The organism is Stenotrophomonas sp. YJH_SMC_48-3, assembly GCF_059369375.1.
This window is the reverse complement of record NZ_JCAFSQ010000013.1, coordinates 1-12,905: the sequence shown is the minus strand read 5'-3', so window position 1 is coordinate 12,905 and position 12,905 is coordinate 1. Positions and strand designations below refer to the sequence as shown.

12 protein-coding genes and 1 tRNA gene are annotated in these 12,905 nt (G+C 68.6%); 1 reads left to right on the top strand and 12 read right to left on the bottom strand.

Features of this window, described 5'->3' with window-relative positions:
* Positions 1-47: 47 nt before the first annotated feature.
* The 6 genes from AC5P65_RS18030 to rph all read right to left on the bottom strand — a co-directional run bounded on the left by AC5P65_RS18030 (position 48) and on the right by rph (position 5,881).
* Complete coding sequence (locus AC5P65_RS18030) at positions 48-422, bottom strand: PilZ domain-containing protein (RefSeq protein WP_021203954.1); 375 nt, start codon at positions 420-422, stop codon at positions 48-50.
* A complete protein-coding gene (locus AC5P65_RS18025; RefSeq protein ID WP_111098857.1) occupies positions 419-2,698 on the bottom strand; it encodes a DUF1631 family protein in 2,280 nt (759 codons plus the stop codon). Before AC5P65_RS18025 ends, AC5P65_RS18030 begins: the two co-directional genes overlap by 4 nt.
* A 195-nt stretch (positions 2,699-2,893) precedes the next feature.
* Positions 2,894-4,120, bottom strand: coding sequence for a radical SAM family heme chaperone HemW (gene hemW, locus AC5P65_RS18020; RefSeq protein WP_111098858.1), 1,227 nt, complete (start codon positions 4,118-4,120; stop codon positions 2,894-2,896).
* A gap of 56 nt (positions 4,121-4,176) precedes the next feature.
* The gene (gene rdgB, locus AC5P65_RS18015) at positions 4,177-4,773 is read right to left on the bottom strand and encodes an RdgB/HAM1 family non-canonical purine NTP pyrophosphatase (RefSeq protein ID WP_005410891.1); all 597 of its coding nucleotides are present in this window, start codon (positions 4,771-4,773) and stop codon (positions 4,177-4,179) included.
* Positions 4,770-5,159, bottom strand: coding sequence for a VOC family protein (locus AC5P65_RS18010; RefSeq protein ID WP_005414366.1), 390 nt, complete (start codon positions 5,157-5,159; stop codon positions 4,770-4,772). Before AC5P65_RS18010 ends, rdgB begins: the two co-directional genes overlap by 4 nt.
* A complete protein-coding gene (rph, locus tag AC5P65_RS18005; protein WP_014648280.1) occupies positions 5,156-5,881 on the bottom strand; it encodes a ribonuclease PH in 726 nt (241 codons plus the stop codon). The genes AC5P65_RS18010 and rph overlap by 4 nt, the downstream gene beginning before the upstream one ends.
* A gap of 124 nt (positions 5,882-6,005) precedes the next feature.
* Between rph and AC5P65_RS18000 the strand changes: the two genes are divergently transcribed.
* Positions 6,006-6,866 carry a YicC/YloC family endoribonuclease gene (locus tag AC5P65_RS18000; protein ID WP_005410888.1) on the top strand — a complete coding sequence of 287 codons (861 nt, stop codon included), beginning with the start codon at positions 6,006-6,008 and terminating at the stop codon, positions 6,864-6,866.
* 57 nt (positions 6,867-6,923) lie between these two features.
* Here the strand turns inward: AC5P65_RS18000 and selD are convergent, their stop codons facing one another.
* The 6 genes from selD to AC5P65_RS17970 form a co-directional block, all read right to left on the bottom strand.
* A complete protein-coding gene (selD, locus tag AC5P65_RS17995; protein WP_111098859.1) occupies positions 6,924-8,003 on the bottom strand; it encodes a selenide, water dikinase SelD in 1,080 nt (359 codons plus the stop codon).
* 26 nt (positions 8,004-8,029) lie between these two features.
* Positions 8,030-8,125: transfer RNA gene (locus AC5P65_RS17990), tRNA-Sec, on the bottom strand.
* 24 nt (positions 8,126-8,149) lie between these two features.
* Entirely contained in the window at positions 8,150-10,081 is a 1,932-nt protein-coding gene (gene selB / locus AC5P65_RS17985) for a selenocysteine-specific translation elongation factor (RefSeq protein WP_111098877.1), read from the bottom strand.
* A complete protein-coding gene (gene selA, locus AC5P65_RS17980) occupies positions 10,078-11,502 on the bottom strand; it encodes an L-seryl-tRNA(Sec) selenium transferase (RefSeq protein ID WP_021203948.1) in 1,425 nt (474 codons plus the stop codon). Before selA ends, selB begins: the two co-directional genes overlap by 4 nt.
* Before the next feature lie 4 nt (positions 11,503-11,506).
* The gene (gene fdhE, locus AC5P65_RS17975) at positions 11,507-12,490 is read right to left on the bottom strand and encodes a formate dehydrogenase accessory protein FdhE (protein WP_021203947.1); all 984 of its coding nucleotides are present in this window, start codon (positions 12,488-12,490) and stop codon (positions 11,507-11,509) included.
* Positions 12,471-12,905, bottom strand: a 435-nt coding sequence (locus AC5P65_RS17970; protein WP_495215788.1) for a hypothetical protein, incomplete at its 5' end; no start/stop codon positions are given. The genes fdhE and AC5P65_RS17970, both read right to left, overlap by 20 nt.

Here is a 12,905-nt window from a genome sequence, read left to right as displayed (position 1 = left end):
TAGATTCTGCCGCATACCGCGAAAAACCGCTGTGCCGGAACCGGCACTCAGGCCGTCGAAACCGGTCCCTCGTCGCCGTCCTCGCCCACCCACTGCCGCAGCAGCTGCCGATGCTCGCGTGACAGGGTGAGGAAGCGGAAGCCGGTCCAGCTCTGCCCGGGTACGTGCGCGGGCTCGCTCCATAGCAGATGCACGCCCACGTCGATGGCCTGCTGGCGGCCATCACCCAGTGGCAACGGGAAGCGCAGCTGGTACAGCGCATCCTCGCGCAGCGGCACGCTGGCCAGCATCAGCATGCCGGTTTCGGAGACATTGCCGAGGCGCCCGACCACGCACTCGCGCATCTGGTCGGTGACCGGCACCAGGTCCGAGACCTGGCGGCGCGGCGCGCGGCGGGTGTCCTGCGGCGGTACGGCCTTCATGCGGGGGTCTCCTGTGCGCGGCCCGTGGCCAGTGCGCGCAGCGTGCCGAGGCTGGCTTCCCAGGCACGGTCGACCAGCCGGCCCTTGTCTTCGGTGACCAGCTGCGCGCGGCCGGCACTGATCTGCCGGGCCAGCGTATCAAGGTCGGTATCGGCGATCTTCTGCCCGCGCGGATTGACGAACAGGGCGTGGCCGGTCAGCAGGCTGTACCAGGACAGGCGCTGGCGTCGCAGCGTGCCATCACCGGTATCGATGTCGAACCAGCTGCCGAACGGGAGCGTGGACAGTTGCTGGTAGGCGGCTTCTTCGGCACTGCTGCGGGGCGTTGCAGGCGAGGTGCCGGTGGGTGTACCAGCGTGCTCGCCCAGGCGCGCACGTGCCTTCAGGCGTGCGCTGAGCTCGGTACGCGAGGTGCTTTCATCCTCGCCACCGGGCGTGGCCAGCCTGCGCGCGACGGCGGCGGCCTCCTCGGCGTGGTAGCCGACCTGCAGCAGGGCCGCCTCCACGTCCGCTGCCAGCGCGGTATCGGTGCCGCCGGGGGCATTGATGGCCTGGGCGGTAATGGCAGCGATGCGCTCGGTCTGTTGCAGCCGTTCCTGCCACTGCGGTGAATCGTCGCCATGGCGCAGGCGGGTGAGGGTCAGTGCATCGGCCCAGGCCTGGCGCAGCAGGGTCTGCACGAAGCGCGGCGGCGACTGCGCGTCGCAGCACTGGTCGATCTGCGCGGTGGCCTGGCGGCGGGCAAGTTCCAGCCGCTCCTTGCCGCGGGCGGCTTCCACATGGCGGCGCTCGGCCAGTTCGGCACGATGGGCCGCCGCACGCTGGTGCTGCTGCACGTCTTCACTGGCGGCGGCAAAGGCCTGCGGCGCCCGCGCATCCTGGCCCAGCAGGCCCTGCACGCTCTGCGCCATGCGCTGCAGCAACTGCGGGTCGACATCATCGTCGACCAGCCAGTGGGCGCCGACTTCGGCAATCTGGTTGAGCAGTTCACGCGCGGGGTGCTCGTCGCGCACGAAGAAGCCGGGGTCGGCCATTGCCGCACGTGCCAGCGGTACCTGCAGGCGCGCCAGCAGGGCGGCCGGCACCGGGTCCGGACGCTGCTGCTGCTGCACCTGCTGCATTAGCATGTGCAGCAGATCGAGGCTGTCGCGGTCGTGGCTGCCCAGCTGGGCCTGCGTGCCATGCTCGCTGCGCAGTTGCGCCACCACGGCCGCCTGCAGGTCGGCTACGCCGGTGGCGGCGCTGGACTGCGCCTGCAGGCGTGCGAGAACCGCATCCACGGCCGCGCTCGGCACTGCATCGCGATCCGCAGGTGCTGCGCTGGCATGGCGTGCCTGCTGCAGCAGCGCATGCAGCGCGCTGCCCGTGGAGGTGGTCAGGCCCGGCGAGGCCGCGCCGGCTGTGCTGTCATCCTGGAAAGCGTCCTGCACCAGGCTCGACCAGGAGCCGGCCGGTGCCGATCCGTTCCAGCCGGTCAGTGGCGCGGCGGCACGCTTTGCCGGCTGCGTGGCGCGACCACCGCCCACCGACTGGGTGATGATCCGCCGGGTGCTCGATGAACGCGCCAGATAGGGGGTGTAGACCAGGCCGGGCAGCACGCCGTGCTGGGCCAACAGGGCATTGGCACGGTCGAGGATGTCGCCCAGGCGTTCCAGCACCTGGCGTTCGAAGCTGCGGTACAGCGCCAGCTGAACGTCGACAGTGAGCGAATCCTGTTCGGCAATCCGGCGCAGCATGGCGCACAGTGCCTGCGGTGCCAGCGGCAGGGTGTCGGCCTCGAAGGCCGGTGCTGCCGCCAGTACGCCCAGGCGTTGGCCCAGCAAGTTGAGCGTGTTGGTCGAACGCAGCGTCTCCCGCCGCACCATCTCGGTCAGCAGCAGGTCGCGGTCCACTTCATGTTCATCGACCAGCGACAGCCCGAGCATGCCGGGCAGCGGCGGTGGCGTGGAACCGGGGCTGAAGTGGGCCGTGGGTTCGCGCAGCCGTATCAGCGCATCGGCCACGGCATCAAGCATGCGGTCAGCGAAATGACCGGAAAAGGCGCGCAACTGGCCACGCTGGGCCATCAGCTCGGCCTGCTGCTGCGGATTGCGTGCGCGATCGGCATCGTGCAGCAGGGTCTGCTCCAACGCTTCGACGGTCAGGATCAGCGGCGCGGCCAGCGTCTGTCGGCAGAGGCCGATCAACGCACCCAACAACTCGCGCACCCGCGGTGGCAGGTTGCTGGCGGCGAGCCGGGCTTTGTCGGCGGAGGTGAGGGAAAAGACAGCTGACATCGGCAGGCGGTATCCGGATTCCCGCGGATCGATCTTGTGAATCTACCGTGTCGGCCGCAGTCGGCGCTACTTTAGGCTGAACGGGAATCGCATCCGCCCGGTATGGCCCTGATGTGCGGTACTGCCGGCCGCTGGCCGGCAGCTCTGTCTTTACCGGAGTGCCAGTGGCCGGCACTACCCTCTGCCAAGCGAAGATCACTCCTCCAGGAACAGGCTCACCACATCGTTGGTGAATCGGCGGCCCAGCTCGGTCGGCTGCACATGGCCATCGGTCATGTCCAGCCAGCCGCGCTGCACGGCCTCGGCCAGGGGAGCGTCCAGCACGCTGCGCGGCAGCCCCGTGCGCGACTCGAAATCGCGCAGGCCAAAACCTTCGTGCAGGCGCAGCAGGTTGAGCATGTATTCGAACGGCAGGCGCTCCGGCGCGATCACGTCGTCGCCGCCGAACGAGGCGGGCGTGCCGGCGCTGTCCAGGTAGGCCTGCGGGTGCTTCAGCTTCCAACGCCGCAGCACATGCTGCTCGGCGCCGGAACTGATCTTGCCGTGCGCGCCGGCACCGATGCCCAGGTAGTCGCCGAAGCGCCAGTAGTTCAGGTTGTGCGCGCTCTGCCGGCCGGGGCGCGCATAGGCGCTGACCTCGTACTGGCCGAAACCGGCCTGTGCCAGCAATGCCTGGCAGTGTTCCTGCATGTCCCAGGCGTTGTCTTCGTCGGGAATGCCCTGCGGCGGCCGCGCGAAGAACACCGTGTTCGGTTCCAGGGTCAGCTGGTAGTGGGAGATGTGTGCCGGCTGCAGCGCGAACGCGCGTTCCAGGTCGGCCTCGGCACCGGCCAGGGTCTGTTCCGGCAGCGCATACATCAGGTCGATGTTGAAGTTGCCGTAGCCCGCGTCCTGCGCCATCTTTACGGCGCGCTCGGCTTCGCCACTGTCGTGGATGCGGCCCAGGCGCTTGAGCATCGCATCGTCGAAACTCTGGATGCCGAAGCTGAGGCGGTTGACGCCGGCCGCGCGGTAGCGGTCGAAGCGGCCATGCTCGGCGGTGCCCGGGTTGGTTTCCAGGGTGATTTCGGCGTTGGGGGCAAAACGCAGGCGCGCGCTGGCCTGCTGCAGGAAGCGGTCGATCGCCTCCGGCGGGAACAGGCTGGGCGTGCCGCCACCGAAGAACACGCTGTGCACCACCCGGCCCCAGACCAGCGGCAGGTCCTGGTCGAGGTCGCGCAGCAGCGCATCGATATAAGCGTCGAACGGCAGCTCGCCCTTGGCCTGGTGCGAATTGAAATCGCAGTACGGGCATTTGCGCACGCACCACGGCAGGTGCACGTACAACGACAGCGGGGGCGGCACCAGCTGCGGCGGGTTGTCGTGGTCGGCGGAGCAGGCTTCGCCGGGCAGGTGGTTGCAGTGGTCGTGGGCGTGCGGCATGGGCTTCTTCGGTAGTGCCGGCCGCTGGCCGGCTTCCCAGGGTCGATCGGGTGGCGTCAGTACAGCGTCGCCAGTTGCTGCTTGAGCTGCTGCAGGGCAATGGCGCGGTGGCTGATGGCGTTCTTCAGTGCCGGCTCCATTTCCGCGGCGGTCAGGCCGTGGGTTGTGTCCAGGAATACCGGGTTGTAGCCGAAACCATTGGTGCCGCGCAGTTCGCGGATGATCTGGCCTTCCCAGCGGCCTTCGCAGATCAGCGGCTGCGGGTCGGTGGCGTGGCGCAGCAGCACGATCACCGCATAGAAGCGGGCGCTGCGCTGACCATCGGGAATGTCGGCCATCGCGTCCAGCAGCTTGGCATTGTTGGCCGCAGCATTGGTCGGGTGGCCGGCATAGCGTGCGCTGTACAGGCCCGGCGCACCGCCGAGGGCATCGACGATCAGGCCCGAATCATCGGCCAGCGCCGGCAGGCCGGTCGCTTCGCAGGCCGCGCGTGCCTTCAGCAGCGCGTTCTCGACGAAGGTCAGGCCGGTCTCTTCCACATCGCCCAGGCCCAGTTCGGCGGCCGAGGTGATCTGCAGCGGCAGATCGGCAAGGATCTCCTGCATCTCCACCAGCTTGCCGGCGTTGTGGCTGGCCAGTACCAGTTTCTTCATTGACGGGGCTCCAGCAGGTCCCAGGTGTTGCCATACAGATCGCGGAATACCGCAACCGTTGCATAGGGTTCTTCGCGCGGCGCTTCCAGGAACTCGACGCCGGCGGCGACCATCGCCGCGTGGTCGCGGCGGAAGTCGTCGGTGTTGAGGAAGAAGCCGACGCGGCCGCCGGTCTGGTTGCCGATGCGGCTGCGCTGTTCCTCGTCGCTGGCGCGGGCCAGCAGCAGGGCGGCGGCGCTGCCGTCTGTCGGGCCGACCACCACCCAGCGCTTGTGGCCCTGGTCGATGTCCTCCAACAGTGCGAAGCCGAGCTTGCCGGTGTACCAGGCAATGGCTTCGTCATAGTCGGCCACCACCAGGGTGGTCAGGGCGATGCGGCGGTTCATGCCGACAGCGCCGCCTGCTGCGCGGCCAGCAGCTCGGCCACGCCCTTCTCGGCCAGGCCCAGCAGCGCGTCCAGTTCATCGCGACGGAAGGCGTGGCCTTCGGCGGTGCCCTGCAGCTCGATGAAGCCGCCACCGTCGTTCATCACCACGTTCATGTCGGTGTCGCAGTCGCTGTCTTCGGCGTAGTCCAGGTCCAGCACCGGGGTGCCGCGGTACACGCCCACCGACACGGCAGCCACTGCGCCCAAGACCGGGTTGCGCTTGATGTCGCCACGCTTCATCAGCACGTTCACCGCATCGACCAGGGCCACGTAGGCGCCGGTGATGGCGGCGGTGCGGGTGCCACCGTCGGCCTGCAGCACGTCGCAGTCGAGGGTGATGGTGCGTTCGCCCAGCGCATTGCGGTCCACGCAGGCACGCAGGCTGCGGCCGATCAGGCGCTGGATCTCCAGGGTGCGGCCGCCCTGCTTGCCACGGGCCGCTTCGCGGTCGCTGCGGGTATGGGTGGCGCGCGGCAGCATGCCGTACTCGGCGGTGACCCAGCCTTCGCCCTTGCCGCGCAGGAAGCCCGGCACGCGGTTCTCGACGCTGGCGGTGCACAGCACGCGGGTTTCGCCGAAGCACACCAGCACCGAACCTTCGGCGTGGCGGGTGAAGCCGCGTTGGATGACGACCGGGCGGAGCTGGTCGGGCTGGCGGCCGCTGGGGCGGGAATCGGACATGGTGCGGGTTCCGTAATGGCGAGGGAGTACGCCGCCACGCCCGCAGCCTTCATGGGGCGGGCAAGGGGGCTCTGGTGAGGGCGCTAGGGTACCATTCCCCCTTTGCACGCACCGGACACAATCCATGATTCGAAGCATGACCGCCTATGCCGGCGGCGAGCGGGTCACCCCGTGGGGCACGCTGGGCTGCGAGCTGCGCTCGGTCAACCACCGCTTCCTGGAGGTCGGCACCCGCCTGCCCGAGGAGCTGCGGGCGCTGGAACCGCAGCTGCGCGAGCGCATCGCCGCGCGCCTGAGCCGTGGCAAGCTGGATCTGGTGATGCGCCTGCGCGCGCCGGAAGCGGCGGCCAACCTGCAGGTGGACGAGGCGCTGCTGGGCCAGCTGGGTCGCCTTGCGCACCGGCTGACCTCCGATTTCCCCAACCTGCAGGTCAGCTTCACCGACCTGCTGCAGCTGCCGGGCGTGACCCGTGGCGAGGCCACCGACGCCGCCGCTCTCCAGGTCGAGGCGCTGGCGCTGCTGGACCAGGTGCTGGATGGCTTCGTCGAGGCCCGTGAGCGCGAAGGCGGCAAGTTGGCTGCGGCCATCAGCGAGCGTGTGGACGGCATCGAACGCATCGCCACCGAAGTGCGCACGCTGATTCCGGCCATTCGCGACGGCCAGCGCGCCAAGCTGGCCGCACGCCTGGCCGACCTGCCGCACCCGGTCGACCCTGGTCGTGCCGAACAGGAGCTGGTGCTGTGGCTGCAGAAGCTGGACGTGGATGAAGAGCTGGACCGGCTCGGCAGCCACATCGTCGAGATCCGCCGCGTGCTCAAGCAGCGCGAGCCGGTCGGCCGCCGCCTGGACTTCCTGCTGCAGGAGTTCAACCGCGAAGCCAATACGCTGGGCTCGAAGTCGGTGGACAGCCGCACGTCCAATGCCGCGGTGGAGCTGAAGGTGCTGATCGACCAGATCCGCGAGCAGGTGCAGAACATCGAATGATGTTGCATCCAGCGAAACGACAAGGGCGCCTTCGGGCGCCCTTGTCGTTCCAGCGCATCAGCGCACGCTGACGCCCGGTGTTGCAGCGCTCAAGCGGCCGATCACGGCCGCCTGGACGAACCCGGCGTCGTGGAAACAGGCCAGCACCGCGTCCACCGCTTCCGGGGCACAGGACACCAGCAGGCCGCCGCTGGTCTGCGGGTCGGTCAGCAGCGGCTGCCAGTGTGCCGGCAACCCATCGGCGAAGCGCACCTCGGTGCCATAGGAAGCCCAGTTGCGGTGGGAGGCGCCGGTCACGCAGCCACGCTGCAGCAGCTCCAGCGCCTGCGGCAGCAGCGGCACCTGTGTACTGTCCACCTCGGCGGCAACGCCACTGGCGCGGCACACTTCCAGCAGGTGGCCGAGCAGGCCGAAGCCGGTGACGTCCGTCATCGCATGCACGCCGTCCAGCGCAGCCAGCGGCACGCCCACGGTGTTCAGGCGGGTGGTCGACGCGATCATCTGCTGGTAGCCGTCGGCGTCCAGCACTTCCTTCTTCAGTGCTGACGAGTACACGCCTACGCCCAACGGCTTGCCCAGCACCAGCACATCGCCGGCACGGGCATCGGCATTGCGCTTGAGTCGCTGCGGGTCGAGCACGCCGATCGCGGCAAGGCCATAGATCGGTTCCACCGAATCGATGCTGTGACCACCGGCCACCACGATGCCGGCGTCGGCGCAGGCGCGTTCTCCGCCCTGCAGGATGCTGCGGATGGTGTCCTGCGGCAGCGTGTTGATCGGCATGCCGACGATGGCCAGTGCGAACAATGGCCGGGCGCCCATCGCGTACAGGTCCGACAACGCGTTGGTGGCGGCGATGCGGCCGAAATCGAACGGATCGTCGACGATCGGCATGAAGAAATCGGTGGTGGCGACAATCGCCTGGCGATCATCGAGGCGGTACACCGCGGCGTCGTCGCTGGTCTCGCGGCCAACCAGCAGTTCGGCCGGTGCCGGAAGTGCTGGAACGCCGCGCAGCAGTTCGCTCAGCACGCCCGGCGCGATCTTGCAGCCGCAGCCACCGCCATGCGCGAGAGACGTCAGTCGTTGCGGGGCATCGGCCGTTGACGGGGCGGGGGACTGCACGTGCGTGGCCATGCCGACATCTCCAGCGGAAACACGAATGGCGGAAGACAGCAGGAGTCGAACCTACCAGGGAACGATCGACGCCCCCTACTGGGTTTGAAGCCCAGCCGCATGCCCGGATGCGCATGCCTTCCGAAAGTACGGCGGTAGCGGTGGGCTCAGTCGCGGGCTGCGTTCCACTGCAGGTCGCCACGCGGCCGATGCTGGTCACCGACGCGTCGAGTGTAGCCAACGCGATTGAAGAACTCCAAGATCTGGATGCTGCGCTTGCGGCCCAGGCCGATGGCATCGCGGAAGGTGGCCGCATCCACCGTGCCGCTGGCCCGTGACAGCTGCGCGACGATCGCGGCGAGTTCGGCAATGCGTGCGGGTGCATAGAACAGGTCCGGTACCACCTGGAACAGTTCGCCACGTGTGGCGGCGCGGCGCAGGACGGCGCGGACCTCGTCTTCGGCCATTCCGATCTCCGCGGACAGGGTGCGCACCCACGGTGGATCGAAGCCCCCGGCGTGCAGTTGCGGCAGCACGCGTTCCAGCAGCAGACGCTCGCGTTCCGGTGGCGCATGGTCATGGCCGGGCAGGCGCCACCAGGCACCCACGCGTTGCACACTGCCGTCGTCCAGTAGCTCCTGCAGCAGGGCATTCCAGAGGCTCGCTGCAAGCGAGGGCAGGGTGCTGCGCTGCAGGCGGCCGCTGTCGACACCGGGTTCGTCCGGGCGTCGCTCATGCCATCCACGCAGTGAGGCGACTACCTGCTCGCGCAATGCCTGCCAGTGCGAGGCGAGGATGACCACCGTGTCTTCGCGGGTGATGACGCGCTGTGCGCCTGCGGGAAGAACGATCCGGTCGGCGGCGCGCCGGCAGTAGCGCTGCAGCGCGGCCATGGCAACACCGAAGGGCGCCTGCTGCAACAGTGGGCCGATTCCCGCACCCGCGGCCAGTTGCTCCAGTGCTCCCAGCCATGCGAGCCGTGCAGGACTGCGTCGGCGCCGCTGTGGCGGGTCCGGATCGAGCACGAGGCCGCCGCCCAGCGTGTGGGTGGCCGCTGAATCGCGGGCAATGAAGCGGTCGCCACACATCGCACAGACCGGAGCATCGAACACCAGCTGCACCAACTGCCCATCACCGTGGTCATGGTCCTCCAGCAGCACCACATGGGCCTGCCGGTGCATCGTGCCCCAGTGGATATGCAGCGGTGCCCAGTCGCGCAACGGTGCGGCCAACGCGGACAGCCGCAACCGCACATCAACGCGGGTGGTGGCCAGCAGTGCGCGTGCGTCGGCGATCCAGTCACCGCGACGGATGTCATCACGGGCGATGGCCGCCAGGTTCAGCGCGCAGCGCTGCCCGGCCATCGCGTGGTCACTGGCCTGGTTCTGCGCGTGGATGCTGCGTATGCGCGCTTCAGTGGCGGCCGGCATCAGCTGCAGATGCTCACCCACCGCGGCGATGCCGCCGTGCACTGCGCCGGTCACCAGCGTGCCGTGGCCGGCCAGCGAGAACACGCGGTCCACCGGCATGCGGAACAGCTCGCTGCGCAGTTCGGCCTGGCGCGTGCTGGCGTCGTCCGCCGCCCACGCGTGCAGCTGGGTACGCAGCGCGTTGATGCCAGCATCGTCGGGTGCGGTGCTGTTGCAGGTGAACACAGGGGAATCCTGCAGCGGCGTGCCGGCCAGCAGGGCAGCGACCTCGATCTCGACCCGGGCCAGGCGCGCCGCATCCACACGGTCGATCTTGGTGAGCGCCACCGCACCGCGGTTCACGCCCAGCAGTTGCAGGATGGCCAGATGCTCGCGGGTCTGTGGCATCACGCCGTCGTCGGCAGCGATGACCAGCAGGGCGACGTCGATACCCGTGGCGCCGGCCACCATCGTATGCACGAAGCGTTCATGGCCCGGCACATCGACGAAGCCCAGCGTCGCGGCCGGACCTTCGACGTCCCCGCTTTCCACCGGGACATAGGCGTAGCCCAGTTCGATCGAAATGCCGCGCGTACGCTCTTCCCGCAGGCGATCGGTTTCGATGCCGGTCAGTGCGCGTACCAGGCTTGTTTTGCCATGGTCGATATGCCCGGCGGTGCCGACGATCATGCCTGCAGCATGCTCCATTGGGCCAGGAAGGCCGCTTCGTCGGCGGGTTCCAGGCAGCGCAGGTCCAGCCACAACGCGTCATCGGCAATGCGGCACAGCACCGGGCGCGGCAGCTGACGCAGATGCCTGGCCAAGCGATCCAGTCCGCCACGGCGCGCGCTGGTAATGCGCAGTCCGGCGCTGGCCAGCTGCGCCTGTGGCTGGGCGCCGCTGCCGATCTGGCTGTGCATCGAAGCAGGCTCGAGGGTGTAGTCCGCCGCCAGCGAGGCACGCATCGGCTGCAGCAGGCGCTGGGCCTGCGCATCGATATGCTCCTGCGTGCGCGAGAGCGTGCGTAGTGTCGGCAGCCGCTGTGCCAGCAGCTCGGGTTCGCGGTACAGGGCCAGCACCGCTTCCAGTGCGGCCAGGCCCATCTTGTCCATGCGCAGTGCCCGCTTCAGCGGGTTCCGGTTGATCCGTGCAATCAGGTCCGCGCGACCGGCGATGATGCCGGCCTGCGGGCCACCCAATAGCTTGTCGCCGCTGAAAGAAACCAGATCGGCGCCGGCCGCCAGTGCTTCCTGCACGGTGGGCTCGTGCGGCAGGCCGAAGGCCGCCAGCTCGCACAGGCTGCCACTGCCCAGGTCCACCACCAGCGGCAGGCCATGTTCGTGCGCGATCGCAGCCATCGCCGCAGTGTCGACCTTGGCAGTGAAGCCGGTGATCGCGTAGTTGCTGGCATGCACCTCCATCAGCAGCGCTGTGCGCGCGCCGATGGCGTTGGTGAAGTCGGCCGGATGGGTACGGTTGGTGGTACCCACTTCCAGCAGCCGCGCGCCCGCGCTGCGCATCACATCGGGGATGCGGAAGGCACCGCCGATCTCCACCAGTTCGCCGCGCGACACCGCCACCTCGCGGCGGTTGGCCAGGCTGTTGAGCAGCAGCAGGACCGCCGCCGCATTGTTGTTGACCACGGTGGCGGCTTCGGCGCCGGTCAGTTCGCAGATCAATGCCTGCACCCGCGCATCGCGGTCGCCGCGACGGCCACGGATGACGTCGAACTCCAGATCCACCGGCGCGGTCATCGCGCGGGTGACGGCCTGCACCGCAGCCTCGGGCAGCAATGCGCGACCCAGGTTGGTATGCAGTACGGTGCCGGTCAGGTTGAACATCGGTTGCAGGTCCAGCCGTGCATCGGCTGCCAGTGCGGCCTCGACTGCCGTCGCCAGCGCCGGGCCGTCGACCGCTTCCTGCAGCTGCGCGGTCGACAACTGACCGGCGCTGATACGGTCGCGCAGCACCTGCAGGTGCGAACGCAGCAGCTGGGTGATGCGGCTTCGACCGTGGCCTTCGATCAGTGGCGCCAGTGCAGGCAGGCGCAGCACCCGGTCCAGCGAGGGCAGGGCGGCGGCCGATGCCGGGGCGGGGGGCATGGCTGTCATCGCCTCAATCGCCGTCGGATTGCCACAGCAGCGGATTCTGGCTGGCACGCGCATAGCCTTCCTCGGCCAGCAGCAGATCCAGCGCCAGCGTGCCGAGGTCATCGGCCACCGGCTCCAGTGACGGGTCTTTCTCCAGATACAGGATCTTGCGATAGCTGTGGCAGTGGTCGCAGGTCTCAGCGCGTACCGCGCTCTCGCGCACCGCCTCGCCGCTGTCGCCGTCCACATCGGCCAGGGCGCGATAGGCGATGTCCTTGCCGGCGGCACCACACTGGCTGCACTGCACGCGCACGTAGTGCCACTGGCAGGCGCACAGCGAGCACGACAGGTAACGGTACGATGCATAGGGTGGGCGTGCCTGCACCACGCTGGTCACCGGCAACGTGCCGCACAGCGGGCACAGCCCTGGCGCATCAGCCAGCGGCTTCAGGTCGATAGGGCGGAAGCTGGCTGCGAGCACCGCCCAGTAAACCTGCAGTGCGTTCATCACCAGCAGTGCAGCGACCGCATCCACCGATGGCGCGTCATCACGCTCCAGCACGGCATGGGCCTGCGCATCCAGCCAGGCATCGTCGGCCGCGGCGACGCGATGCAGCTCCTGGCGGGTTTCCACCGGCAGCCCGGCCTCGTTGGCACAGTGCTGGCACAGCGTGCGCAGCCAGTCGCGCCAGCGTCCATCCAGGTGAAGCGTGTTGGCCGGCCGCAACGGCATGCCGGCACCGGCCGCCGCACTCGACTGCTGCGCACGTGCCTGCGATTGCAGCGCTTCGCGTTGCTGTGGTGTCAGTTCGTCCAGCAGTGCCTGCTGTTCATCTGCCAACGCCGCCAGCAGCTGCAGGTAACCGCCGATGGCACTGTGCGCGGCCAGGCTGCGCAGGCGCGTCGCGCGCTCGGCGAACAGGGAAGCGACATCGGGCAGGATGATGCGCGGAACATCGCGCGAGGCCAGTGTCTCGATCTCACCGGGTTCAAGGATGCGGTGCGCCATGCAGGGCCAGCCAGAAGAACCAGGCTCCATCCTCGCCGTTGTCAGCGCTGGCGTCCAGCGTGTTGCCGGCCATTTGAAAGGTTGGGGTCAGATCCGTTTTCCACAGGAAAACGGATCTGACCCCATCGGTTGGTTGAAAGTGGATCCCGACCGTTGGCCGGGATTCGATCAGTGCCGACCAACGGTCGGCACCCACCATCAGATCGCAGGAAACTGTCGAAGGCAGGGTGGGTCCGGTTGCGGGGGCGTGAGCCGCATGGGCCCGAGGCATGCTTCGGGCGGGTTGGGCAGGACGCCCAACCCCGGTCTTGCCGTGTGCGCAGGACAGCGCACACGAGCAAGCGGCGACCGAGCTTACATGGGTGAGGGCGCTTTGCTTGCGAAGCACTGCTTCGCAAGCGCCCGAACGCACAGC